This window comes from Rhodopseudomonas pentothenatexigens, from assembly GCF_900218015.1.
In the GTDB taxonomy this organism is placed as follows: domain Bacteria; phylum Pseudomonadota; class Alphaproteobacteria; order Rhizobiales; family Xanthobacteraceae; genus Rhodopseudomonas; species Rhodopseudomonas pentothenatexigens.
Map to the genome: position 1 here is coordinate 1 of NZ_UFQQ01000017.1, position 24884 is coordinate 24884.

General features: G+C 65.8%; 27 protein-coding genes. 11 read left to right on the forward strand and 16 right to left on the reverse strand.

The annotated features are described in order from the left end of the window. Positions 1 to 228: 228 nt before the first annotated feature. Together DWA33_RS16395 and DWA33_RS16400 are read right to left on the reverse strand one after the other, a co-directional pair. Positions 229 to 1083, reverse strand: a complete 855-nt coding sequence (locus DWA33_RS16395) for a hypothetical protein (protein WP_114359272.1) — start codon at positions 1081 to 1083, stop codon at positions 229 to 231. Between the two features lie 146 nt (positions 1084 to 1229). Continuing rightward, positions 1230 to 1517 carry a cupin domain-containing protein gene (locus tag DWA33_RS16400; protein WP_013504044.1) on the reverse strand — a complete coding sequence of 96 codons (288 nt, stop codon included), beginning with the start codon at positions 1515 to 1517 and terminating at the stop codon, positions 1230 to 1232. 203 nt (positions 1518 to 1720) lie between these two features. On the opposite strand from DWA33_RS16400, the gene DWA33_RS16405 reads away from it, so the two are divergent. After that, the gene (locus tag DWA33_RS16405) at positions 1721 to 2095 is read left to right on the forward strand and encodes a VOC family protein (protein ID WP_013504045.1); all 375 of its coding nucleotides are present in this window, start codon (positions 1721 to 1723) and stop codon (positions 2093 to 2095) included. A gap of 182 nt (positions 2096 to 2277) precedes the next feature. Here the strand turns inward: DWA33_RS16405 and DWA33_RS16410 are convergent, their stop codons facing one another. From DWA33_RS16410 to DWA33_RS16440, 7 genes are all read right to left on the reverse strand, one after another. Continuing rightward, entirely contained in the window at positions 2278 to 3681 is a 1404-nt protein-coding gene (locus tag DWA33_RS16410; protein ID WP_114359274.1) for an NAD(P)(+) transhydrogenase (Re/Si-specific) subunit beta, read from the reverse strand. 13 nt (positions 3682 to 3694) lie between these two features. After that, positions 3695 to 4018 (reverse strand): proton-translocating transhydrogenase family protein, encoded by a 324-nt coding sequence (locus DWA33_RS16415; protein ID WP_013504047.1) that lies wholly within the window; start codon positions 4016 to 4018, stop codon positions 3695 to 3697. Between the two features lie 25 nt (positions 4019 to 4043). Next, complete coding sequence (locus tag DWA33_RS16420) at positions 4044 to 5171, reverse strand: Re/Si-specific NAD(P)(+) transhydrogenase subunit alpha (protein ID WP_114359276.1); 1128 nt, start codon at positions 5169 to 5171, stop codon at positions 4044 to 4046. 194 nt (positions 5172 to 5365) lie between these two features. Then, positions 5366 to 5518 carry an aa3-type cytochrome c oxidase subunit IV gene (locus DWA33_RS16425; protein ID WP_114359277.1) on the reverse strand — a complete coding sequence of 51 codons (153 nt, stop codon included), beginning with the start codon at positions 5516 to 5518 and terminating at the stop codon, positions 5366 to 5368. Between the two features lie 281 nt (positions 5519 to 5799). Further along, on the reverse strand, positions 5800 to 6192 hold the full coding sequence (locus tag DWA33_RS16430) for a type II toxin-antitoxin system death-on-curing family toxin (RefSeq protein WP_114359280.1): 393 nt from the start codon (positions 6190 to 6192) through the stop codon (positions 5800 to 5802). Further along, the gene (locus tag DWA33_RS16435) at positions 6189 to 6449 is read right to left on the reverse strand and encodes an AbrB/MazE/SpoVT family DNA-binding domain-containing protein (RefSeq protein WP_110784923.1); all 261 of its coding nucleotides are present in this window, start codon (positions 6447 to 6449) and stop codon (positions 6189 to 6191) included. Before DWA33_RS16435 ends, DWA33_RS16430 begins: the two co-directional genes overlap by 4 nt. 78 nt (positions 6450 to 6527) lie before the next feature. Further along, positions 6528 to 8444, reverse strand: a complete 1917-nt coding sequence (locus DWA33_RS16440) for a M3 family oligoendopeptidase (RefSeq protein WP_114359282.1) — start codon at positions 8442 to 8444, stop codon at positions 6528 to 6530. Between the two features lie 366 nt (positions 8445 to 8810). Between DWA33_RS16440 and DWA33_RS16445 the strand changes: the two genes are divergently transcribed. From DWA33_RS16445 to mepK, 4 genes are all read left to right on the forward strand, one after another. Further along, entirely contained in the window at positions 8811 to 9443 is a 633-nt protein-coding gene (locus DWA33_RS16445; protein WP_181902425.1) for a TerC family protein, read from the forward strand. 95 nt (positions 9444 to 9538) lie between these two features. After that, positions 9539 to 11026: a sigma-54-dependent transcriptional regulator gene (locus DWA33_RS16450; RefSeq protein WP_114359284.1), complete on the forward strand. Its 1488-nt coding sequence runs from the start codon at positions 9539 to 9541 to the stop codon at positions 11024 to 11026. 350 nt (positions 11027 to 11376) lie between these two features. Next, positions 11377 to 13566 (forward strand): L,D-transpeptidase scaffold domain-containing protein, encoded by a 2190-nt coding sequence (locus DWA33_RS16455; RefSeq protein ID WP_114359286.1) that lies wholly within the window; start codon positions 11377 to 11379, stop codon positions 13564 to 13566. Between the two features lie 318 nt (positions 13567 to 13884). Continuing rightward, positions 13885 to 15492 (forward strand): peptidoglycan L,D-endopeptidase MepK, encoded by a 1608-nt coding sequence (gene mepK, locus DWA33_RS16460; protein ID WP_114359288.1) that lies wholly within the window; start codon positions 13885 to 13887, stop codon positions 15490 to 15492. A 350-nt stretch (positions 15493 to 15842) separates the two neighbouring features. Here mepK and DWA33_RS16465 read toward each other — a convergent pair whose 3' ends face one another. Further along, a complete protein-coding gene (locus tag DWA33_RS16465; RefSeq protein WP_013504056.1) occupies positions 15843 to 16115 on the reverse strand; it encodes a DUF2312 domain-containing protein in 273 nt (90 codons plus the stop codon). A 187-nt stretch (positions 16116 to 16302) separates the two neighbouring features. After that, the gene (locus DWA33_RS16470; protein ID WP_114359290.1) at positions 16303 to 16602 is read right to left on the reverse strand and encodes a DUF1244 domain-containing protein; all 300 of its coding nucleotides are present in this window, start codon (positions 16600 to 16602) and stop codon (positions 16303 to 16305) included. Between the two features lie 191 nt (positions 16603 to 16793). Here DWA33_RS16470 and DWA33_RS16475 point away from each other — a divergent pair, with 191 nt between their 5' ends. Next, a complete protein-coding gene (locus tag DWA33_RS16475) occupies positions 16794 to 17378 on the forward strand; it encodes a DUF1036 domain-containing protein (RefSeq protein WP_114359292.1) in 585 nt (194 codons plus the stop codon). Continuing rightward, entirely contained in the window at positions 17375 to 18808 is a 1434-nt protein-coding gene (gene pyk / locus DWA33_RS16480) for a pyruvate kinase (protein ID WP_114359294.1), read from the forward strand. The genes DWA33_RS16475 and pyk overlap by 4 nt, the downstream gene beginning before the upstream one ends. 251 nt (positions 18809 to 19059) lie before the next feature. On the opposite strand, the gene DWA33_RS16485 is transcribed toward pyk, so the two are convergent. The 5 genes from DWA33_RS16485 to ykgO all read right to left on the reverse strand — a co-directional run bounded on the left by DWA33_RS16485 (position 19060) and on the right by ykgO (position 21403). After that, positions 19060 to 19497 carry a type II toxin-antitoxin system HicB family antitoxin gene (locus DWA33_RS16485; RefSeq protein ID WP_114359296.1) on the reverse strand — a complete coding sequence of 146 codons (438 nt, stop codon included), beginning with the start codon at positions 19495 to 19497 and terminating at the stop codon, positions 19060 to 19062. Continuing rightward, positions 19494 to 19733 (reverse strand): hypothetical protein, encoded by a 240-nt coding sequence (locus DWA33_RS16490; RefSeq protein ID WP_114359298.1) that lies wholly within the window; start codon positions 19731 to 19733, stop codon positions 19494 to 19496. The genes DWA33_RS16485 and DWA33_RS16490 overlap by 4 nt, the downstream gene beginning before the upstream one ends. Positions 19734 to 19965: 232 nt before the next feature. After that, complete coding sequence (locus tag DWA33_RS16495; RefSeq protein ID WP_114359300.1) at positions 19966 to 20394, reverse strand: OsmC family protein; 429 nt, start codon at positions 20392 to 20394, stop codon at positions 19966 to 19968. Positions 20395 to 20519: 125 nt separating this feature from the next. Next, positions 20520 to 21182 (reverse strand): tetratricopeptide repeat protein, encoded by a 663-nt coding sequence (locus DWA33_RS16500; protein ID WP_114359303.1) that lies wholly within the window; start codon positions 21180 to 21182, stop codon positions 20520 to 20522. Positions 21183 to 21277: 95 nt separating this feature from the next. Beyond that, on the reverse strand, positions 21278 to 21403 hold the full coding sequence (gene ykgO, locus DWA33_RS16505) for a type B 50S ribosomal protein L36 (protein WP_011159732.1): 126 nt from the start codon (positions 21401 to 21403) through the stop codon (positions 21278 to 21280). A gap of 302 nt (positions 21404 to 21705) precedes the next feature. On the opposite strand from ykgO, the gene DWA33_RS16510 reads away from it, so the two are divergent. From DWA33_RS16510 to DWA33_RS16525, 4 genes are all read left to right on the forward strand, one after another. Then, on the forward strand, positions 21706 to 22575 hold the full coding sequence (locus DWA33_RS16510; protein WP_114359305.1) for an amidohydrolase family protein: 870 nt from the start codon (positions 21706 to 21708) through the stop codon (positions 22573 to 22575). A 266-nt stretch (positions 22576 to 22841) separates the two neighbouring features. After that, complete coding sequence (locus DWA33_RS16515; RefSeq protein WP_114359307.1) at positions 22842 to 23582, forward strand: haloacid dehalogenase type II; 741 nt, start codon at positions 22842 to 22844, stop codon at positions 23580 to 23582. A gap of 75 nt (positions 23583 to 23657) precedes the next feature. Beyond that, the gene (locus tag DWA33_RS16520) at positions 23658 to 24125 is read left to right on the forward strand and encodes a YbaK/EbsC family protein (RefSeq protein WP_114359309.1); all 468 of its coding nucleotides are present in this window, start codon (positions 23658 to 23660) and stop codon (positions 24123 to 24125) included. 222 nt (positions 24126 to 24347) lie between these two features. Further along, positions 24348 to 24869: a TRAP transporter small permease gene (locus tag DWA33_RS16525; protein WP_114359311.1), complete on the forward strand. Its 522-nt coding sequence runs from the start codon at positions 24348 to 24350 to the stop codon at positions 24867 to 24869. Positions 24870 to 24884: the final 15 nt, after the last annotated feature.

Genomic DNA, 24884 nt, shown 5'->3' on the forward strand with positions numbered 1-24884 from the left:
AAGCCGATCCCAGCGCCAGCCTGAGACACCGGGCGCTGCGCCACTCGCCAAAAATAAAACCCCGCCGAAAATCGACGGGGTTTGTCAGCGGTCTGGCGCGGGCCCCCGGGGCCCGCGTTTTTCGTTGTCGATCATCTTACCGAGGCGTGCACACCGCCGCCGACGCCGGGCAACGAAATGCCCGGGTGCTAAACCCGGGCATCGACGCCGTGGAGATGATGTTTTGTCCTACCGCGGCAGCACCGAGTGGATCACCGACTTCGCGGTAAACAGCACGTCCTCGGCAACGGACGGCTTGCGCGCCGGCGTCGTGCTCTCGCCGGACGCGGCGGCGCGAGCCTCCGGGATATCGGCCGGCGGAGTCGGCCGGTGTGGATCGCTGTCGCTCAGATCGGCCGTGTCGGCCGGACGGATGTTGACCGGGACCGAAGCGGTGGTGGCCGGCGAACTCGGATAGGGCTCGATCGACACATGGCTCGGCGCCAGATTGACCGCCGGCGGCAGCGCCGGGGCGGTGGCGCGTGCCGTTTCCTGCAGCCGTGGCGGCTCCTGCGCACGCGGTGTCTCGAACACTTTCAACGGCTCCTGAGCCCGCACGGTCGTGTCGGCAGCCCGCGGCGTCTCGGCGGAGGCACGCAGCCGTTCGACCGCAGCGCGCAGCACCTGATTGGGATCACGGGCCGGCTCGGTGCGCTCTTCCGGCGGCTTGACCGGCTCCGGCGCCGCCGAGGCGGTGCTGACCGGCGCGCTGGCCGGCTTCGCCGCGGGCGCCTTGTCGTGCACCGAGATCTGATGCCGGCCGACCGGCTTGTCGGCGGATTTCTCCTTGTCGACGCTGGGCTTGAGCTTTGGCGGCTCACTCCGAACCAGTTCGCTCTTGGCGGGCTCGGGCGAGATCGCAGCCGCGACCGGCTCGACGGGCTTGGCGGCCTTGCCGGCATCGAGCTGCGCAGCGGGGGCAGCCGGGGGCGGCGCGTCGGGCCTGGCGACGATGTACTGATTGACGACGTAGGCGCCGATCACGGTGGCGACCACCGACGGCAGAATCTGCCCGAGAAGTTTTTCGGTGATGAATTTGAGCATGGCGGGCCTCTTACCAGCAAAGGTGATGCTGGAACTTTGAGGCTGATTGAGGGATCAACTGCGACCGATCGGTGGCACCGGAGCGCGTATACTCGAGCGCCACCAAGCGGTTTACGGGGCCGCGGGGGCGGCCACTTTTCGAGAGTTCAAGCTTTCAGTTCGATCTCGAGAAACACGATTTCGGCGGCGGATTCGTTGCGAACGTCGTGCTCGACACCGGCCTTGCGAGCGTAGGACCGGCCGGCCTTGAGCTGAGCGATCGACCGCGTGCCATCCGGCGCCACGATGGTCATCTCGCCATCGGCCATCGGCACCACGACGTAGTCCATGCCGTGAGTGTGATGGCCAGTCGCCGACCCCGGCGGCAGCCGCCACTCGGTGACCCGCACTTCGGCGTTATCGATCTGAATTTCGGATTTTGCCGCAACCGTCATGACGTTCTTTCTCCGGGCGAGAGCACTGCCAACCAATCGACCGATACCACTGATCGGCCGGCCCGACATCCGGCGATCCGACGCCGGGGCCATGCGCACGATCAGCGCGGCGATGTGCGGACGGTATCGCCAGATGGGCGGCTGACGGTATAGTCGGCGCGCACCCTCAGGGTGAAAACGCCAAGGAGCACACGGGAAACGCCATGTTTTCACACGTCATGATCGGCACCAACAATCTCGAAGCGGCGAAGGATTTCTACGACAAGCTGCTCGGCACGCTCGGCATCGCGCCGGCGATGGTCGACCGTCATCGCATCTTCTATCGCACCAAGACCGGCACTTTCGCAGTCAGCAAGCCGATCAACGGCGAGCCGGCGACCGCCGCCAACGGCGGCACGATCGGCTTCGTGGCGAAGTCCCAGGAAGAGGCCGACGCCTGGCACGCCACCGGCGTCGCCAATGGCGCCACGAGTTGCGAAGACCCGCCCGGCATCCGCGCGATGGGCGACATGAAGCTCTACCTCGCCTACCTGCGCGATCCCGACGGCAACAAGCTCTGCGTGATGCACCGGATGTGAGGCTTACACCAATCTCCGTGATGCCCGGCCCTGTGCCGGGCATCCACGTCTTTCGGCGTCGACGCGCAGCAAGACGTGGATGGCCGGGACGAGCCCGGCCATGACGTGGATAGCGGGTCTGGACCAAACAAAAACGCCCGGCCTTGCGGCCGGGCGTTTCGTTTCTGGCAGGGCGTCGGCGCTTAGTGCGCCATCGCCTTGACGATGTTCTCGGTCATCTTCTTGGCGTCGCCGAGCAGCATCATGGTGTTGTCACGATAGAACAGCGGGTTGTCGATGCCGGCGTAACCGGAAGCGAGCGACCGCTTGATGAACATCACGGTGCCGGCCTTCCAGACCTGCAGCACCGGCATGCCGTAGATCGGCGAGGTCGGATCCTCTTCGGCCGCCGGGTTGGTGACGTCGTTGGCGCCGATCACGAACGCGACGTCGGCCTGCGCGAACTCCGAATTGATGTCCTCGAGCTCGAACACCTCGTCGTACGGCACGTTGGCTTCGGCGAGCAGCACGTTCATATGACCAGGCATACGACCGGCGACCGGGTGAATTGCGTACTTCACCTCGACGCCTTCCTTCTTCAGCGAGTCGGCCATTTCACGCAGCGCGTGCTGGGCCTGCGCCACCGCCATGCCGTAACCCGGCACGATGATGACCTTCTGCGCGTTCTTCATGATGAAGGCCGCGTCGTCCGCCGAGCCGAGCTTGGCCGGGCGCTGTTCGCCGCCGCCGCCGCCGGCCGCGGCGGTCTCGCCGCCGAAGCCGCCGAGGATCACCGAGATGAACGACCGGTTCATGCCCTTGCACATGATGTAGGACAGGATCGCACCGGAGGAGCCGACCAGCGCGCCGGTGATGATCAGCGCCGAATTGCCGAGCGTGAAGCCGATGCCGGCCGCGGCCCACCCCGAGTAGGAGTTGAGCATCGAAATCACCACCGGCATGTCGGCGCCGCCGATCGGGATGATGATCAGGATGCCGAGCAGCAGCGCGACGCCGGTGATCACCCAGAACGCGACTTCGCTCTGCGTGATCACCATGTAGATGATCGCCGCGAACATGATCACGCCGAGCGCGATGTTCACCACGTGACGCGCCGGCAGGATGATCGGCGCGCCGCTCATCCGGCCCGACAGCTTCAGGAACGCGATCACCGAGCCGGTGAAGGTCAGCGCGCCGATGGCGACGCCGAGCGACATTTCGACCAGGCTCTGGGCGTGGATGTTGCCCGGCTCGCCGATATCGAACGCACCTGGCGCATAGAATGCACCGGCGGCGACCAGCACCGCGGCCATGCCGACCAGCGAGTGGAAGGCGGCGACCAGCTCGGGCATCGAGGTCATCGGCACCTTCTTGGCGATCACCGCGCCGATGCCGCCGCCGATCCCGATGCCGGCGATCACCAGCACCCAGCCGAGCAGGTCGGCCGGCGGATGGCCGGCAAGCGTGGTGACGATCGCGATCGCCATGCCGCTCATGCCCATCAGGTTGCCCTGACGGCTGGTGGCCGGAGACGACAGACCGCGCAGCGCCAGAATGAACAGGACGCCTGCGATCAGATACAGAAATGCGGAAAGATTGGCACTCATCGACGGCCCCTACTCACTTCTGCTTCTTCTTGTACATCGCCAGCATGCGCTGGGTGACAAGGAAGCCGCCGAAAATGTTGATACTTGCGAAGATCAGCGCGACGAAGCCGAAGCCGCGCGCCCACAGCGGGCCGTTGTCGTCGCCGACCAGCGACACGCCGACCGCGAGCAGTGCACCGACCACGATCACCGACGAGATCGCGTTGGTCACCGACATCAGCGGCGTGTGCAGCGCGGGGGTCACCGACCACACCACGAAGTAGCCGACGAACACGGCGAGGACGAAAATCGACAGCCGAAACACGAACGGATCGACCGCTTGAACCATATGCTCCATAGCAACTCTCCTTAAGCGGTCGCGCTCACGCCGACTTGGGCTGGAAGTTCGGATGAACGACGGCGCCATCGCGCGTCAGCGCGGTGGCCTTCACCAGTTCGTCGTCCCAATTCACCGCCAGCGCCTTCTCCTTGTTGACCATGGTCTCGAAGAAGCTCAGCAGATTGCGCGCATACAGGGCCGAAGCCGACGCCGCGACGCGGCCGGCGACGTTGGTGTAGCCGACGATCTTGACGCCGCCGATTTCGACGACCTGACCGGGCTGCGCGCCTTCGACGTTGCCGCCGCGCTCGACCGCGAGGTCGACCAGCACCGAGCCGGGCTTCATCGACTTCACCATTTCGGCGGTGACCAGACGCGGCGCGGGCCGGCCCGGAATCAGCGCGGTGGTGATGACGATGTCCTGCTTCTTGATGTGTTCGGCGGTGAGTGCGGCCTGCTTGGCCTGATACTCTTTCGACATTTCCTTGGCGTAGCCGCCGGCGGTCTGGGCGTTCTTGAACTCCTCGTCCTCGACCGCGAGGAACTTGGCGCCCAAGCTCTCGACCTGCTCCTTGGTGGCGGGGCGCACGTCGGTCGCGGTGACGATGGCGCCGAGACGGCGCGCGGTGGCGATCGCCTGCAGACCGGCGACGCCGACGCCCATGATGAACACCTTCGCCGCCGGCACGGTGCCGGCCGCGGTCATCATCATCGGAAATACCCGGCCGAACTGCTCGGCACCGTCGATCACAGCACGATAGCCGGCCAAGTTGGCCTGGCTCGACAGCACGTCCATGACCTGGGCGCGGGTGATGCGCGGCATCAGCTCCATCGCGAAGGCCGTGATACCGGCATCCGCCATGCTCTTCAGCGCGGCTTCGTTGCCGTACGGGTCCATGATCGCCAGCACCAGCGCGCCACGCTTGTAGCCGGCGAGTTCGGGCGCCTCCGGACGCTTCACCTTCAGGACGACGTCGGCGTCCTTCAGGGCGTCGGCGGCCACGGTGGCCCCGGCGGCGGTGAAATCGGAATCCGGCAGACCGGACTTGACGCCGGCTCCCGGCTCGACCGCGACTTCGGCACCGAGAGCTTTCAGCTTCTTGACCGTGTCGGGCGTCGCCGCGACGCGCGGCTCGGCGGGATCTTGTTCTTTGGCAACAGCAATCTTCATGGAGCCTCCGGCGGCGCGAAGCACGCGCGTGAGCGAGCGAGATGCGCGCGCACCCCGCAAAAGTGGGACCGGTTTTGCGACCGGGATGCGCGCTTACTTGTTTGTTTGGAGAACGTCCGGGGGCAAACCGGACTCCACTTTGCCGGGACGTTCTCCGAGAGAGCGCCGCGTGTAACGGCGCACTCCGGCACAGATCAAGTCAGGAAAATGCCCATGAGGGCGACGATCACGATGACGGCGGCGGTGCCGTACTTCACCAGCTTGATGAACCCTTCATAGGTCTGCTCATGCGCGGCGTAGTCGTTGCCATCGGCGGTCGTGTAGGCAAACTCGTGTTGCTCTGCCATTCGTCTCTCCGACATCTTCGAGAAGTGGGGGATGCAATTAGCGCAATCTTATTGCGAGGGCAACGGCACTGCAGCAATTGTCAGCCTAGCCAGTTTGGGTTCATTCGAAAGTCTAGGACGCCGTCACCGATCGCCCGCACAGTGTGATCGCAACAAACGATTAGAACAAGCTCTTACGAAGCGATTGCAACAAGTGCCGACTGGTTATTCCGCATCGCGGAGCAGCCGCGCATTAGATGATTGCGGACCGGAGGGACGGAGCGATCATCCGACCGCGCGCCTCAGGCCGGCCAGTTGTCCCGGATCCAACGCGTCAGGCTGGCCTCGCTGACCTCGCCGGCAGCGAGGGCAAGGATGATCTCCGTTGCTTCGCCGGGCAGCGGTGCGAACTTGATCTCGTTGATCCGAAGAAAAGCGATCATGGCCAAAAACGCGATCCGCTTGTTTCCGTCGACGAACGGATGATTGCGCGCGAGGCCGAACGCATAGGCGGCGGCAAGCGCCGCCATATCGGTTTCGCCATAGTGCCATTGGTTGACCGGCCGCATCAGCGCCGACTCGAGCATCCCTCGATCCCGGATTCCCTCTGGGCCGCCAAAAATCGAGAGTTGCTCGGCATGCATGTCGATGACTTCGTCGACATCGAGCCAGACCGGTTCAACCGGCTCGGTCATTTGGCGAGCGCCGCGAGCGTATCCCGATATTCGCGCATGACATCGCGGGCGATCTTCATCGTCCGGGCATGCTTCGGATTGTACGGCGTCAATCTCAAGCTGCCATCCGGCTGCTCGACCGGGTAGAATTTGTCGCCCTCTTTCAGATTGAGCCGCGCAAGAAGTTCTTTCGGCAGGATGACCCCGACCGAGTTGCCGATCTTCCGGATCTGAAGGGCAGTCGCTTCGATTTCAAGATCGCGGGTCTGTTCGTTCATCTGCCGATCCTCTGTTATACAAACGTTTAACAAAGGAATAAGCTGCGTTCAACAAATGTTTTACGGCGGTCGGTCGCCCTACCCCATCGCCTCCAGCTCGTCGATCATGCCGGCGATCACCGACAGGCCGCCCTCCCAGAAGCTGGGGTTCTTGGCGTCGAGGCCGAACGGGGCGAGCAGCTCCGAATAATGCTTGGTGCCACCGGCCGACAGCATCGCCAGATAACGCTCGGCGAAGCCTTCCTGGGCGTGCTCGTAGACCGCATACAGCGAGTTCACCAGGCAGTCGCCAAACGCGTAGGCGTAGACGTAGAACGGCGAATGGATGAAGTGCGGAATGTACATCCAGAAGCTCTCGTAGCCCGGCTTGATCTCGATCGCCGGCCCCAGGCTCTCGCCCTGCACCGACAGCCAGATCTCGCCGATCCGCTGCGCGGTGAGCTCGCCGCTGCGGCGCTCGGTGTGGATCGCGCGCTCGAACGAATAGAACGCGATCTGCCGCACCACGGTGTTGATCATGTCCTCGACCTTGCCGGCGAGCAGCGCCTGACGCTGCTTGCGGTCCTTGGTCTGGGCCAGCAGCCGCCGGAAGGTGAGCATCTCGCCGAACACGCTGGCGGTCTCGGCCAGCGTCAGCGGCGTCGGCGCCATCAGCGCGCCGTTCTTGGCGGCGAGCACCTGGTGCACGCCGTGGCCGAGCTCATGGGCGAGCGTCATCACGTCGCGCGGCTTGCCCTGATAATTCATCAGCACGTAGGGATGCGCCGACGGCGTGGTCGGGTGCGAGAACGCGCCGGGCGCCTTGCCGGGCCGCACCGGGGCATCGATCCAGCGATCGGTGAAGAACCGTTCGGCGATCTGCGCCATCTCCGGCGAGAACGCCTTGTAGGCGGTCAGCACCATGCTGCGTGCGTCCGGCCAAGCGATGGTGCCGGTCGCGGCGAACGGCAGCGGCGCGTTGCGGTCCCAATACGGCAGCTTCTTCTTTTTGAACCAGCCGGCCTTGAGCTTGTAGTAGCGGTGCGACAGCTTCGGATAGGCACCGCGCACCGAGGCGACCAGCGCATCGACGACCTCGCGCTCGACCCGGTTAGCAAGGTGGCGAGAGTCGGCAACATCTTCAAAGCCGCGCCAACGGTCGGAGATTTCCTTGTCCTTGGCCAGCGTGTTGGTAATCAGCGCAAACGTGCGCTCGTTGGCCTTGAAGGTTTTGGCCAGCGCTTCGGCCGCGGCCTTGCGTTTGGCCGGCGCCCGATCCTGCATCAGATTGAGCGTCGGCTCGATCGCCAGCTCCTTGCCGCCGACCTTGAAGCGCAGCGACGAAATAGTCTGGTCAAACAGCCGGTTGAAAGCGCCGTAGCCGGTCTGCGACTTCTCATGAAACAGCTGCTCGATGCGATCCTCGAGCTGATACGGCTTGTCCTTGCGCAGATCCTCGATCCACGGCCGGTAGTGGCCGAGCTCCGGGGTCTGCATCGCGCGCTCCAGCACGGCGTCGTCGACCCGGTTGAGCTCGAGGGTGAAGAACAACAGATGCACCGACGCCGCGGTCAGCCGCTCGGAGACGTCGCCGTAGAATTTCGATTTCACCGGATCGACGCTGTCGCCGGCGTGAACCAGACCCGCATAGGAGCCGAGCCGGCCGGCGAGATCCTCGATCGCCTCGTAGCGCTTGACCGCGCCGGCGAGCCAGACCGCCCCGCCCTCCTTCGCAGTCTCCTCGGCGAGCCGGCCCTTGAAGTCGGCTTCGAACGACGCGCATTCGGCATCGAGCCGGTCGAGATCGGCAGCGACCTCCGGCGCGTCGATCGCCGGATACAGGTCCGTCAGATTCCACTCCGGCAGCTTCGCCGGCTTCGCGGCCGACTTACGCGCCGTAGGCGCGGACGGCTTGGCGGCCTTGGCCTTGCCCGGCGCCGACTTGCGCAGTGCTGGCTTGGCGGAGGAGGACTTGCGGGAGGTCTTCGCGGTACGGGAGGTCGCAGTTTTCGACATGATGCTTTCAGATCGCGTCCGATTTGCCTTGCGAAACGCTACTAGCTCCGTCACCGGCTCCGCAAGTCACAGTTTCCTTCGGCGGAACCGCCCTGCCACTGGGCCGCGCGGTCCGCAGCGGCGACCGCCAGCCTGGTTGGCGTCGGCGGCAAGATTACGACACCATCACGCGGCATTCGTTCCTGCCCCGTGGTTGCTGTCATAGGTGATTGACCGCGGGGCGTTCCGGTGGTGATGTCCGCCGCAGCACAAGCCTTCTCCCGCGATCGGTCGCGATCGCGCATCGTTGTCACCACGTCCTGGACCGGGCCCCTCTGGCAGTTCGTTCGAACTGTGATGTCGGACTGGACGCTCACGGAGCGCCCGATGGCCGACATTCTCTCGATTTTCACTCCCGAAGGTCTCGCAGCTCTCGCCCAGGTCGTGATGATCGACCTGGTGCTGGCCGGCGACAACGCCGTGGTGATCGGGCTCGCAGCGGCCGGCCTGCCGAAGGCGCAGCGCGGCAAGGCGATCCTGATCGGCATTCTGGTCGCGACCGGTCTGCGCATCCTGTTCGCCAGCGTCACCGTGCAGCTCCTGCAGATCATCGGGCTGCTGCTCGCCGGCGGCGTGCTGCTGCTGTGGGTGTGCTGGAAGATGTGGCGGGAGCTGCGCAACCCGCCCGACGCCGACGAGATCGACGGCGAGAACGGCGCCGCGAGCGGCGCGCCGACCAAGACAATGGCGCAGGCGGTGTGGCAGATCACGCTGGCCGACGTGTCGATGTCGCTCGACAACGTGCTCGCCGTCGCCGGCGCGGCGCGCGAGCATCCGATCATCCTGGTATTCGGCCTCGGCCTGTCGATCGCGCTGATGGGCATGGCGGCGACCTTCATCGCGAGGCTGCTGCACAAGCACCGCTGGATCGCCTATGTCGGCCTCGCCATCATCCTCTACGTCGCGCTCGACATGATCTACCGCGGCGCGCTCGAGGTCTGGCCGCACGCGTTCGGATAAGCGCGGATAATTTCCGCGACTTTCATCAAGCGTTAACGCATTCGTCGCAATCCTGCACCAATTCGGGACAGTGCGGGTTGGGGCAGTAGCGAGTAATGGTCGAGCGTATTCTGATCGCCGACGACGATGCAGTGCAGCGTCGGCTGGTCGAGAACATGGTGCAGAAGTGCGGCTACGAGGCGATCACGGTCGATAGCGGCGATGCCGCGGTGGAGATGCTGACCGCGCCCGATGCGCCGGCGATCGACGCCGTGGTGCTCGACCTGGTGATGCCCGGCCTCGACGGACTCGGCGTGCTGTCGAAGATTCGCACCATCGGTCTCGACGTGCCGGTGATCGTGCAGACCGCACATGGCGGCATCGACAACGTGGTGTCGGCGATGCGCGCCGGTGCCCACGATTTCGTCGTCAAGCCGGTCGGGATCGAACGGCTGCAGGTGTCGTTGCGCAACGCGCTCAACGCCAGCGCGATGAAGGGCGAGTTGCAGCGCATCCGCCATGTCCGCGAGGGCCGGCTGACGTTTTCCGACATCATCACCCGCAGCGAGGCGATGGCGCCGGTGCTGCGCGCCGCCGAAAAGGCCGCCGGTTCGGCGATCCCGGTGCTGATCGAAGGCGATTCCGGTGTCGGCAAGGAACTTTTCGCGCGCGCCATCCACGGCTCCAGCGACCGCCGCGCCAAGCCGTTCGTCGCGGTGAACTGCGGTGCGATCCCCGACAATCTCGTCGAATCGATTCTGTTCGGCCACGAAAAGGGCGCGTTCACCGGCGCCACCGAACGCCACGAGGGCAAATTCGTCGAAGCCTCCGGCGGCACGCTGTTTCTCGATGAGGTCAGCGAACTGCCGCTGACGGCCCAGGTCAAGCTGCTGCGCGCGCTGCAGGAAGGCGCCGTCGAAGCGGTCGGCGGACGCCGGCCGGTCAAGGTCGACGTCAGGATCATTTCGGCGACCAACCGCCGGCTGCTCGACCGGGTGAAGGCCGGCCAGTTCCGCGAAGACCTGTTCTATCGGCTGCACGTCTTGCCGCTGACGATCCCGCCGCTGCGCACCCGCCGCGAAGACATTCCGCCGCTGCTTCGCCACTTCCTGATGCGATTCTGCGCCGAAGAGAATCGAAGCATCGGCGGAATCAGCGGCGAGGCGATGGCGCGGCTGGCGCAACTCGACTGGCCGGGCAACATCCGCCAGCTCGAAAACGCGGTGTATCGCGCCGTGGTGATGAGCGACGGCGATCAGCTCGGACTCGACGACTTTCCGCTGGCAACGGCCCCGTCCGTGGTCCCCGCCGCGGCGGCCGAGGTCGCGCCGCTGGTGATCGAACGCAGCGAGCCGCAGTTCGTCGCCGGGCACGAAGTACCGATCGCGCCGCTGCCGAGCGTCGGGACCCTGTCGATGCTGACGGCCGATGACGACGTGCGACCGCTCGACGAAATGGAACGCGAAATCATCCGGTTCGCGATATCGCACTATCGCGGCCAGATGTCCGAAGTGGCGCGGCGGCTGAAGATCGGCCGTTCGACGCTGTATCGCAAGCTCGACGAGATCGAGGCCGAACGCGCCGCCCAGGTGGATTCCGGCTAGCCGCGGTTGGTCACGACCGCGGTACGGTTTCAGGGTATTTGGAACCGGACGTGGCGGACAATGGCAGAGGCGGACGCGTGCGGCGACTGATTCGCGGATGGTTTTGAACCGTGGCGCGCGAGTGACAGACAACCGAGGCGACCCGTGGCAGAACGCCGAACCGCCTCAGCGAATTGAGCATTTGGTCAGTTTGTCGTGAGTCCGCCCGGCCGGTGCTGGCCGCTCGAACCGGGCCTGTGTATCCTCAGACTGAACGAGGGATCGGACATGCGCCTGTCATGGTCGCGATCCACGACACCGAACCGCTAGCACAACTGCCGGCCGGCGGCAGCTTCCCAAGGGGTAGATGAATGCGAGATCACTCGACTGGACGCCGCGGCTTCGAAGGCGTGCTGATGGCCGTCGCGGCGACCTTCCTCACCGTATCGGCGACCTCAGCGCCGGCGCAGTCGCCGACGCGGTCGCCCGCGGATCTCGCAATCGACGCCGCCGTGCCGGTTCCGACCCCGGTCGACCTGCCGCCGCCATCGATCGGCGATTTCAAGCTCGACTCGGCGCCGCCGTCCGTCACCGACCCCACCAAGAACGCCGCCGCCCCGGCCAAGGCCGAGGATCGGAAGGATGCCACCGCCGCCGCGCCTTCCGCGGCCGGTCCGAGCAATGACACCGCGGCAACCACACCGGCTACCGACGCGCCGAAAACCGAGGCACCGCCCGCGACCGCTGCAGCTCCGGCGGCCGAGCCTGCAAAGCCGGCCACCGAACAGGCGGCTTCTCCAAAGCCGGCGGAGCCGCAGCAGCCCGTCAGCAAGGTGGCGGCGGCCGATCAGCCGGTCGCCGACCAGCTCCGCGATCTGCTGGCCAAGAGCGCGTCGCGCTATTTCGAACGCAAGGTCGAACGCAGCGCAGTGGAGAAGTTCTACGAGGCTCGCGACTACGCGCCGGTGTGGACCAGCGCCGGCGCGCTGACCGCCCCCGCCAAGGGCGTGATCGCGCGGCTGAAGGATGCCGCCGCCGACGGCCTCGATCCCGACGACTATCCGGTGCCGAACTTCACGGCCGCGACCTCGCCGGAGACGCTCGCCGAGGCCGAACTGCGGCTGACCGAGAGCATGATGGACTATGCGCGCCAGGCCCAAAGCGGGCGTATGCACTGGTCACAGGTGTCGGGCGACATCCAGTATCCCGAGCATCCGATCGATCCGGCGCAGGTGCTGGCCAAGGTCACGACCGCGGCCGATGCTTCGGCGGCGCTCGACAGCTACAACCCGCCGCACAAGCTGTACCGCGAGCTGAAGAAGAAGCTCGCCGAACTGCGCGGCGAAGGCGACCGGCCGGTGGTCAAGATCGCGGAGGGCGCCACGCTGCGCTACGTGCCGGCGCAGAAGCGCCGCGCCGAGGCGACGATGGACGATCCGCGCGTGCCGCAACTGCGCGCCCGGCTCGGCGTCACCGAGAACGCCGACAGCACCGCCTACGACGCCACCGTCGCGGAGGCAGTGCTCAAATTCCAGCACAGCGCCGGCCTGAATGCCGACGGCGTCCTCGGCGACCGCACTGTGCAGGCGATGAACACGCCGAAGCGCGACCGCGCCATCGACACCATCATCGTCAATATGGAGCGCTGGCGCTGGCTGCCGCGCGACCTCGGCGTGCCGGCGCTCGGCGACGCTTACGTCATCCTGAACATTCCGGACTATACGCTGAAGGTGATGCAGCACGGCGCCGAAGTGTGGTCGACCCGCGTTGTCGTCGGCAAGCCGGGCAAGCACGCGACGCCGCTGCTGACGGAGACGATGAAGTACATTACCGTCAATCCGACGTGGAATGTGCCGCCGTCGATCATCTACAACGAATATCTGCCGGCGCTGCAGCAGGATCCGACGGTGCTCGACCGCATGGGACTGAAGCTGTCGCGCAACCGCGACGGCTCGATCCACATTTCGCAGCCGCCCGGCGAAGCCAACGCGCTCGGCCGTATCCGCTTCAACTTCCCGAACAAATTCCTGGTGTATCAGCACGACACCCCGGACAAGAACCTGTTCGGCCGGGACGAGCGCGCCTACAGCCACGGCTGCATGCGGGTGCAGAATCCGGATCAATACGCGGCGACGCTGCTCAATATCGCGATGCCCGACAAGTCCTATACTCCGACCAAGGTCCGGTCGATGTACGGCCGCAGCGAGGTCAACCTCAACTTCCCGACGCCGATCCCGGTCAACATCACCTACCAGACCGCGTTCGTCGATGACGCCGGCAAGCTGCAGCTCCGCAAGGACATCTACGGCCGCGACGCCCAGATGCTGGCGCTGCTGAAGAACGTCAAGAGCAAGAACCTCGAGGCCGTGGTGGCGCATTCGCAGCCGAACTACACGCGGCCGACCCGGCTGCCCGACGGCGTCAGCGTCGCCGGCGACTACACCGGCTCCTCGGGGGCCTCCTCCAACCCGTTCTCATTCTTCGAGAACCTGTTCGGCGGGCCGCAGCCGCGCCCGCAGCAGCCGGCTGCGCGCAATCAGCGCCGGGTCTACACCCGCTGAACAGCTTTCGCGTCTTCCGGCGCCCAAAGTTAGCGAACGATTTCAAGGGCTCGCCGCAAGGCGGGCCCTTTGTCGTTAACCCAGATTAACCATCCTCCATCTAGATTGCGGCACCGGGCTCGATTTCGCCATAGTCAGAGGGTTAGGGTTGACGATCGACTTGGGGTCACGGGCGCCGTTTCCGGATCGGTAACTTCGGTAAATGGCGCGTTCACCCTGTCACGCTGACTGGGGTTCGCGGGCAGGGTTCGTTGGTCGACCATTGGTGGGGCTGTTTTCGTGCTGGCTGCACTCTCGCGCCGTCTCAAATCACTGTCGATGCCCAGAGCCGGCTACGGCGCGGTGCTGACCTCGGTGCTGTTGCTGGCCGGTGCAGGCTCGGTCCACGACGCGTCCGCCGTCGGTGACAGCCGCACCCTGTCGTTCCACCACACCCATTCCGGCGAAAGCCTCACCGTCACCTTCAAGCGCAGCGGCCGTTACGACGAAGACGCGCTGAAGCAGCTCAATCATTTCCTGCGCGACTGGCGCTCCCAGGAAAAGACGGAGATGGACCGCCGATTGTTCGACATCCTGTGGGAGGTGTACCGGGACGTCGACGCCAAACAGCCGATCCAGATCATCTCCGCCTACCGCTCCCCCGCCACCAATGCGATGCTCCGCCGCCGCTCCTCAGGCGTGGCGCGCCACAGCCAGCATACGCTGGGGCACGCGATGGACTTCTTCATTCCCGGCGTGGCGCTGGAGCAGATCCGGTTTGCCGGACTGCGGCTGCAGCGTGGCGGCGTCGGCTTCTATCCGACCTCCGGCTCGCCGTTCGTACACCTCGATACCGGCGGAGTCCGGCACTGGCCGAGGATGACCGCCGATCAGCTCGCCCGCGTGTTCCCGGACGGCCGCACCGTGCACGTCCCGTCCAACGGCAAGCCGCTGCGGGGCTACGAGCTGGCGCTGGCCGACATCGAAAGCCGCCGCGACGGCAGCAGCGCCGCGCCGGCCAAGACCAATTTCCTCGCGTCGCTGTTCGGCGGCAAGTCGCGTGACGACGAGGATGAAGCCGCGACCGCGGCCAAGCCGTCCGGTGCCAAGCCGATGGCCGACATCAAGGTCGCCGCCGCCGACGCCGTGGCGGCCGCCGCCGGCCTGAAACCGACCGAGGCGCCCGCCACCGATCCGGTGCCGATGCCGCGCGCCAAGCCCGCCGCTGCGATCCAGCTCGCTTCCGCTGGCGATGTGGTGCTGCCGGCGCCGCGTCCGGCACAGGCCGCGAAGGCGGAAGCCAAACCGGCCGACGCCAAATCCGCCGAGCCGAAGCTGCAGACCCCGGCCGACATCATCAACGCCCGGGGCTTCTGGGACGATTTCCCGGTGGCCTCCGAGCAGGCAAAGCGGCCGCAGGTCGCCGCCATCAGCGCGCGCGAGGCGTTGGCCGCCGCCGACAAATCGGACGAGGCGGCAATGAATGCGCTGGCCTACGCGGCGCCGGTGCAGGACAACAGCTCGCAGCATCCGCGAAGCCGGCATGCGCGGGTGGTGACAGCCAGCGCGCCGATCCCGCACAGCTTCCGTTCGCAGAACTCGCGCCATGCGGCAGTGTCGGGCAAGATCGACAGCGTGATCGGCAAGTCGTCCGGTCAGGGCAAGACGGTGATCGCGACCTCGGCACGGCTCGCCGCCGCCGGCAGCCGTGACAACGACGTGTGGATTCGCGCGATGATCCTGATGCCGCGGGCGATGCGCACCGCCGCCACCGTGATCGGCGATCCCGACATGACGCTGCTGACCGGATATTTCGTCAAGCCGGAGGCCACCCTGGCAATGGGTTTTGCCGACGACCCGCAGCCGGGTCTGTATGCCGACGCCTTCAGCGGCACGGCGGTCGCGACGCTGACAACCACCTCGTTCCCGGGCGATTCATCGCGCTGAGCGCGTCTTCGGTCCAATTCGTCTTCGACTTGAAGGCCCGGGCTGGTCCCGGGCCTTGGTCTGTCGAAGGCGGTTCGCGCCGGCCGGCGGGGCAAATCCGGCGCGGTGCAGGCATTAGAGCGGCTCATCGTTTGATTGAAACGATCCGACGTTTCCGAAGGCACTGAGTCCTCATCCTGAGGAGCCCGGCGAAGCCGGGCGTCTCGAAGGATGGGGTAACGCGTTCCCTGCGTCACATGGTTCGAGACGGCGCTACGCGCCTCCTCACCATGAGGTTGTGCGTGTGGCAGGCGGTGCCGATCAACTCTGATTCTATCAAAAACAGAACTGCTCTAGGCCGGGTACCGGCCTCAGAGCATCCCGAGCGCCTGCATGTAGGTCTCGAGGATCGTCTCCTGCTCGGCGCGCTCGTTGGCGTCCTGCTTGCGCATCCGCACGATGGTGCGCAGCGCCTTGACGTCGAAGCCGTTGCCCTTGGCCTCCGCATAGACGTCACGGATGTCGTCGGAGATCGTCTTCTTCTCTTCCTCGAGACGCTCGATCCGCTCGATGATCGCCCGAAGCTGGTCCTTGGCGAAATTGGTCGCGGGATCGTCCTGGACGGCGGCAGCGGAGGTGGCCATCGTGCACTCCTGGCAGATAATGATTGGGAAAAGCGGCGGGGCGGTCGCCTCGCGCGCCGCATCTGCGCCGGACACTCTTCGCCGCGACGCCTCCCGTCAAGGGGCATCACGCCCATCCACAGCGACCCACAGCGGAAAACGCCGGCGCCGAAATTGCGCCTTGATGCGCGGTCTGACGGCGCCGCGGTCAGTGGCTGTGCGGGTGCGATTTCTTGAAGGCTTCGACCTGATCCGGCGTGGCGGCGCTCTGGTACTTCGCCTTCCAGGTCTCGTACGGCATGCCGTACACCGCCTCGCGGCTCTCGTCCCGGCTCATCGCCACGCCTTGCGCGTCTGCGGCGTCCTTCAGCCAGTTCGACAGACAATTGCGACAGAACCCGGCGAGGTTCATCAGATCGATGTTCTGGACGTCGGTGCGCTCGCGCAGATGCGTGACCAGACGACGAAACGCCGCCGCTTCCAGTTCTGTTCGGGTGCTGTCGTCCATGCGATCACCTTGTGCTGCGCCTGTGGTTCTTCCCAGATGGGGACGGGCTGAGATTTTGCCACATCTGGGGGTTACAGCCGACTCCGCCACGCGGCGGCCCCCGCTCCGGGCGGCCCGCCCGCGGCAGGGCGACCGTTGACAGGCCGGCCCTGTCACGCGAAATCATCAGCAAATTGGTATAGCTTGGCTGCATGATCATCATAGATTCCCTCCCCTTCCGGCACATCTGGGCCCGCCCCGCGGCAGCCGTGACGGCGACGCTCGCGTTGGCCGTGCTGCTGTGCGGCAGCGCCCCCGCCGCTGCCGACTTCCGGCTGTGCAACAACACCTCGAGCCGGGTGGGGATCGCACTGGGCTACAAGGACGTCGACGGCTGGACCACCGAAGGCTGGTGGAACGTGTCGTCGCGCAGCTGCGAGACGCTGCTGCGCGGAGCGCTGGTGGCGCGCTACTACTACATCTACGCGCTCGACTACGATCGCGGCGGCGAGTGGTCCGGCCAAGCCTTCATGTGCTCGCGCGACAAGGAATTCACCATCAAAGGGACCGAGAACTGCCTGGCGCGCGGCTTCGATCGCACCGGCTTCTTCGAGGTCGACACCGGCGACCAACGGGCCTGGACCGTGCAATTGACCGAAAGCAACGAACAGAACACGCAGAAGCTGCCGGGACTGCCCGGAGCGCCCGGAACCGGACTGCCGGGCATTCCCCCGACGCCTGGTCGCACCGCACCCGCCACGCCCGGCGCGCCGGGCGATGCCGGGACCAAGCCATGAGACGTCTGCGCCGGATCAAGATCCTCGCCACGCTCGGCCCCGCCTCCTCCGACAGCACCATGATCCGCAAGCTGTTCGAGGCCGGTGCCGACGTGTTCCGGATCAACATGAGCCACACCGCGCACGACAAGATGCGCGAGCTGGTGAAGACCATCCGCAACGTCGAGAGCAGCTACGGCCGCCCGATCGGCATCCTGGTCGATCTGCAGGGACCCAAACTGCGGCTGGGCTCGTTCGCGAACGGGCCGGTGCAACTCAACAACGGTGCCAGCTTCGTACTGGATTCCATCAAGGAGCCGGGCGACGCCACGCGGGTGCATCTGCCGCATCCGGAGATTCTAGCCGCCCTGAAGGTCGGCGATGCGCTGCTGCTCGACGACGGCAAGGTGCGGCTGATCTGCGAAGAGACCGCGGGCGACCGCGCGGTCACCCGCGTGGCGATCGGCGGCAAGATGAGCGATCGCAAGGGCGTCAGCCTGCCCGACACCGACCTGCCGATGTCGGCGATGACCAACAAGGACCGTGCCGACCTCGAAGCCGCCTGCGAGACCGGAATCGACTGGGTGGCGTTGAGCTTCGTGCAGCGCGCCGAAGACGTGGTCGAGGCCAAGCGACTGATCCGCGGCCGCGCCGCGGTAATGGCCAAGATCGAAAAGCCGCAGGCGATCGACCGGCTGCAGGACATTCTCGACGTGTCCGACGCACTGATGGTGGCGCGCGGCGATCTCGGCGTCGAGATGCCGCTCGAGCGGGTGCCGAGCCTGCAGAAACAGATGACCCGCATGGCGCGGCGCGCCGGCAAGCCGGTGGTGGTCGCGACCCAGATGCTGGAATCGATGATCTCCAGCCCGGTGCCGACCCGCGCCGAAGTCTCCGACGTCGCCACCGCGGTCTATGAGGGCGCCGACGCGATCATGCTGTCGGCCGAATCCGCCGCCGGCAAATATCCAATCGAAGCGGTGTCGACGATGAACCGGATCGGCGAGGAGGTGGAGCGCGACGCCACCTATCGCACCGTGGTGACGGCGCAGCGTCCCGATCCCGAAGCGACCGCCGGCGATGCCATCGCCGGCGCCGCACGGCAGATCGCCGAGACGCTCGACTTGTCGGCGATCATCTGCTGGACCTCGTCGGGCTCGACCGCACTGCGGGTGGCACGCGAGCGGCCGAAGGTGCCGGTGGTGGCGATCACGCCGAGCATCAACACCGGACGCAAGCTGTCGGCGGTGTGGGGCGTGCATTGCGTCGTGGCCGAAGACGCCAAGGATCAGGACGACATGGTCGAGCGCGCCGGCCGCATCGCCTTCCGCGACGGCTTCGCCAAGTCCGGCCAGCGCGTGATCATCGTCGCCGGCGTCCCGCTCGGCACCCCCGGCGCCACCAACATGGTCCGCATCGCCTATGTCGGACCGAGCGATACGGACGTGTGAGGGGCACGGAGAGGCAAGCCCTCCCTCGTTCAATCTCACGTTCGTCATTCCGGGGCGCGCGTAGCGCGAGCCCGGAATCCATAACCACCGAATGAGTTGTTGCGCCAATCACCCTCGCCCAGTGCATCACAGCTTGCACGGGACATATGGATTCCGGGCTCGCTCACTTCGTGAGCGCCCCGGAATGACAAAGGAGAGGCTTACGTCGGGGCTGGTCGCCTGGGTTGAGCGGAGACACAAATTATGGCGGGTCAGGCCGCCACTTCGACTCCGATGACTAGCCGCTTGCCGAGCGCACGTAACGCCTCGACCATTGCCGGCAATTTGGTCGGGTGCCGTGGATCGAGGATTCGGCGAACCTCCTTCTCGTCTTTGCCCATCCGGCGCGCCAATTCGCTTTTGTTGATACCAGCCTCCGCGAAGGCCTCCAGGACTGCCAGTTTCGCAGCGACCTCGGGGGCAACTGCGATCATGATAAGCCCCTTGGTCTTGGTCTTCGCTTTCGGCAGCGGAAGACCGCGCTGCGGATAGCTCAGAAGCGCCAGACCGAGAGCTTCCTCCGCCTGCACGCGGGCGTCAGCCATATCGTCACCCTGAGTGATCGCCTCGGGTACATCGGGAAAACTCACCACGACGACGCCGCGCCGATCTCCCGGCTCGAATTCTGCCGCGTAGGCGTAGGTTTTCATAGGCAAATCCTCATTCGGTGGCCACAGTCGGCCGATTGGTCTGCAAGACCCAGATGTTTTCGTATCTTCCTCGCGGTCTTGGGATCGATCTCACGACTCGGCAATGTCGTCAGGCGATCGCCGACGAACACCATCGCGTGACCGCCTTTGCCTTTGCGATAGTCGACGCGAAAGCGCAGCCCGCGAGCCTGGGCCTCTTCGCGCAACTCCGCGATGAACCGATCACGCTTGTCCATGCCGAGACCTCGACCGGACCAACATCGGACATTTTTGTCCGATTGTCAAAATTACGGGCAGCCGTGTCATTCCGGGGCGCGCGTAGCGCGAGCCCGGAATCCATAACCACCGAATGAGTTGTTGCGCTAATCCCCCGGCCCCTGTGCTTCACAGCTAGCACGGCGCATATGGATTCCGGGCTCGCTCACTTCGTGAGCGCCCCGGAATGACAAAGGAGAGGATGTTGCTGGCTCAGCTCACCAGCTTGGCGTCCATCGTGATCTTGGTGTTGAGCAGCTTCGACACCGGGCAGCCGGCCTTGGCCGTGGCGGCGCAGTCCTGGAAGGTGGCGTCGTCGGCGCCGGGGATCTTGGCGGTGAGGGTCAGATGCACCGCCGTGATGGCAAAGCCGTCGCCCTGCTTCTCCAGGGTGACGTCGGCCTTGGTTTCCATCTGCTCGGCGGTGAGCTTGGCTTCGCCGAGGATCAGCGACAGCGCCATGGTGAAGCAGGCAGCATGAGCCGCGCCGATCAGCTCTTCGGGATTGGAGCCTGGCTTGCCTTCGAACCGGCTGGCGAAGCCGTAGGGATAATCGGACAGCGCGCCGCTCTTGGTCGAGATCGCGCCCTTGCCGTCCTTGATGCCGCCCTGCCACTTCGCCGAACCGGATGTCGTGCTCATTGGGATCTCCCGTGCTGATGTCGATGATCGTCCGCTCGGCCCATCGGCCGGCGGCGATGCTTGCGGTGGACCTTGGATGTGGGGTGGCTCGGCCGGAATCAAAGCGCGACCGGCGCAGAAGCGCCTCAGATGTCGCGGCCTTCGACCTTCTCCGACAGCGTCTTGACGAGGTCCGGCACCTTGTCGAGATGCGGATTGAGCGCCAGCGCCCTGCGGAACGCGTCGAGCGCGCGTTTGTCGTCGCCGAGTTCCTGCATGATCATGCCGAGGCCGGCGAGCGCGCCGAAATGGCGCGGTTCGCGCGCCAGCACCTGCTCGATATTTTCGAGCGAATGCATGTAGTCGTTCTGCAGATAGTAGATCGTCGCGCGCCGGTTCCAGCCCTCGACGTAGTCCGGCTTCAGCTTGACGACGGCATCGAGCAGCTTCAGCGCGACGTCGAACTGCTTGGCATCCATCGCGACCTTGGAACGCGCCATCAGCAGCGCGGTGGTGTCGCTGGCGGTCTGGCTCCACAGCGCCCAGATCCGGCCCTCGACATGCTTGGCGCTGGCTTCATCGGGCGCAGCCTTCAGGGCCCCGAACAGGAAATCCAGCCCCTTGGTGCGGTCGGCCGGCACCCGCGGCAGCTTCTCCGGCGGCGCGGGCGGCTGATCCAGTGATTTTTCCAGCGGGTGCTTCGGCGCATCGGGAGCCTGCGCCCGCGCGAGATCGGGAGCAGTCAGCAGCAAAGCCGCGAGCGCCAGAGCGCCGCCGATGCCGTGCCGATATCGAATGCGGAAGGCCATCGCTACAGTCTAGACACGACAAAGCGCGCTGCAAAGCAGCGCGCGCGTCACAGCGGCGTGAGAACGAACAGCGAGGCCGATGCCGGCCCGGCCGATCAGCCCTGGCGGGCCTTGAAACGGCGCTGGGTCTTGTTGATGACGTAGAGCCGGCCCTTGCGGCGCACCAGGCGGTTTTCGCGGTGGCGGGTGAGCAGCGACTTCAGCGAGTTACGGACCTTCATGGGTCTATCCTGACTGTTTGAAAGGCCGTGACAACTGGCCGGAATGCAACAGAAAAACGGCCCGATGGCGGGAGGCCCGCCCGGGACGGTGTCTATCTATCCAGCGACTCCCGGCCTGTCAATCGATCCTGCCCCGGAACCGGTCCGTGACTTGCGGAAAACCCCGGACCAAGGGGGTCGCAAGCCGGCGCAGGGCAGAAATCCTGTGCGCCGAGCCGCTTCACAGTTCCGCAAAATAATTATAGACCATAATCAATTCGCCGCCGCCAAGAAGGCGAGCAAACGCCCGAAGGAAACGCCCGATGCTGAATCCCGACGATCTCGTCGCCATCGACATCCACACCCACGCCGAGGAGCCCTGCGGCTGCCACGCCGACGACGGCTACGACGATTTCCAGGCGCGGATGGCCGAGTATTTCGGCTCGCCCAACAAGCATCCGCCGACCGTGCCGGAGACCGCCGCGTATTATCGCGCCAAGAAGATCGCCGCGGTGATTTTCCCGGTCGACGCCGAGCGCGAGACCGGCTTCCGCCGCTACAACAACGACGAGATGATCGAAATCACGCGGCAGAACTCCGACGTGCTGATTCCGTTCGCCTCGATCGATCCGCACAAGGGCAAGCTCGGCGTGCGCGAGGCGCGGCGCCTGATCGCCGACTACGGCATCAAGGGCTTCAAATTCCACCCGACGATGCAGGGCTTCTATCCGAACGACCGGCTCGCCTATCCGCTGTACGAGGCGATCCAGGAAGGAGGCGCGATCGCTCTGTTTCACACCGGCCAGACCGGCGTCGGCTCCGGCATGCCGGGCGGCATGGGCATGCGGCTGAAATACTCCAACCCGATGTACATGGACGACGTCGCGGCCGACTTCCCGGACATGAAGATCATCCTGGCGCACCCGTCCTTCCCCTGGCAGGAAGAGGCGCTGTCGGTCGCCACCCACAAGCCCAACGTCTATATCGACCTGTCGGGCTGGTCGCCGAAGTACTTCCCGCCGATCCTGGTGCGCTACATCAACACCATCCTGCAGGACAAGATGCTGTTCGGCTCGGATTGGCCGGTGATCACCCCGGACCGCTGGCTGTCGGATTTCGCCAAGCTCGAGATCCGCGACGAGGTCCGGCCGAAAGTGCTGAAGCACAACGCCCGCAAGCTGCTGGGGATCTAAGCTGGTCACCTCTCCCCGCGCGCGGGGAGAGGTCGGCAGGCATCGTCAGATGCATGCCGGGTGAGGGGGCGCTTCCCCGCAGCCGAGCCGCAGCGCCCCGCGTCGCCCCTCACCCCAACCCTCTCCCCGCAAGGGCGGGGCGAGGGAGCCCGCCGCAATTCTTGCACCGCTTAGCGAAGCAACCGCGCCCGCGCTTCTCATCGCGCGGCCACTGAGATAGCGTCGCCGTACCAACGAAATTGGCAGCAAAGACTGAGACCCACCCCATGACCATCAAGGCCGTCGTGTTCGATGCCTACGGCACGCTGTACGACATCCAGTCGGTGGCGGCGGTGACCGAGACGGAGTTTCCGGGCTACGGCGAGGTGATCACTCAGCTCTGGCGGATCAAGCAGCTCGAATACACCTGGCTGCGCTCGCAGATGGGGACCTACGAGGACTTCGCCGTCGTCACCCGGGATTCGCTCGCCTACACGCTCGACTGTCTCGGCATCGAGGCCGGTGGCGGCGCATTCGAGCGGATCTTCGCCAAATATCTCGACCTCGCGCTGTATCCCGAAGCGCTGGCGGCGCTCGATGCGCTCGCGCCCTGCAAGCGCGCGATCCTGTCCAACGGAAGCCCGGAGATGCTCGGCGCCCTCACCCGCAACACCGGGCTCGACCGCGTGCTCGACGACGTGATCAGCGTCGATGCCGCCAAGGTCTTCAAACCGCATCCGCGCGCCTATGCGCTCGCCGAAGCCCGGCTCGGCGTGCCGCCGCGCGAAATGCTGTTCGTCTCGTCGAACCCATGGGACGTCGCCGGCGCCAAGGCGTTCGGCTTCACCGTCGCCTGGATCGAGCGCGTCAGCCGCGAGGCGATGGCGCGCGAACTGCGGCGCCCCGGGCCGCTGCCGCCGCAGACGCTGTTCAAGGCGCTGCGCACCCAGATGGACGTGCTCGGCTTCGAGCCCGACCACCGCATCGGCTCACTGGCGGCGCTGGCGGAGATCGTCGCGAGCCGCTGAGTTTGCACCGCCGCAGGCTTTGCGGCATATCGGCTGCTCGGTTGCCGGCACGAAGCGCCGGCCTCGAGGAGCCGCATGAGTCTGGAATCCGTCCGCACCTGGTTCGCCCACCACGCCCCCGACATCGCCGTCGAGGAATCGGCGATGAGTTCGGCGACCGTGCCGCTCGCCGCCGAAGCGTACGGCGTGCCGCCGGCGCAGATCGCCAAGACGCTGTCGTTGCGCGTCGGCGAGCGCGTGGTGCTGATCGTCACCAGCGGCACGATGCGGCTCGACAACAAGAAGGCGAAGGCGCTGCTCGGCGGCAAGCCGAAGATGCTCGGCGTCCACGAAGTCGCCGATCTCACCGGCCATGAAGTCGGCGGCGTCTGTCCGTTCGGCCTGAAGGAACCGCTGCCGATCTATTGCGACGTGTCGCTGCAGGCGTTCGACGTCGTGGTGCCGGCAGCCGGCTCGACCCACAGCGCGGTGCGGATCGCGCCGCAGCGGATGGCCGAGCTGGTCGGCGCCGAATGGGTCGACGTCTGCGAGGTGCGCGACTGATCGCGATGCTGCTGCGACCGGCAGCAGCGCAGATCAAGACGCGGTGCCAGGCCGTGACGCTGCCGGTCCGCGACGTGCCGTTTCGGCTCCCTCAAAAATGCACTGCGCCGACGGGCTTGACATCGAGCGCCTCGCGCTGGACCCTGTCGCCAACGAAAACAGGATCGCAGCACGCAACAGACGGGAAAACCCGCGGGCGATGCGATCCATCCGGGGGGACACATGCTGGGCAAACTGCTCGGTTACGCGTCGGCGTTGCTGGCTTGGATCGGCGGCGTCGCGCTGGTGCTGATGATGCTGCACATCGCAGCCGACGTCGTCGCCCGCTATGTCTTCAATGCGCCGCTGCACGGGACGGTTGAGATCGTCTCCGCCTACTACATGGTCGCCGTGGTGTTCCTGCCGCTGGCGATGATCGAGCGCGCCAACGGCCACATCGTCGTCGAACTCGCCACCCAGCATTTCCCGCGGCGGATCCAGGACGCGCTGATCGGCGTGGTGGCGCTGCTGTCGGCGGCGTATTTCGGCGCCTTCGCCTGGCAGACCGGCGGTGACGCCATCAAGAAATACGAGATCGGCGAACAGGCCCTCGGCACCGTCGCGGTGACGGTGTGGCCGACGCGATTCTTCCTGCCGATCGGCTGCGGCATGATCGCGCTGGTGCTGGTCTACAAGGCGGTCCGACTGTTCAGAGGCGACCGCAAGGTGCTGCAACCTCACGTCGCGCGCGAAGCGATCGAATAAAAAAAAGCCGAGCGC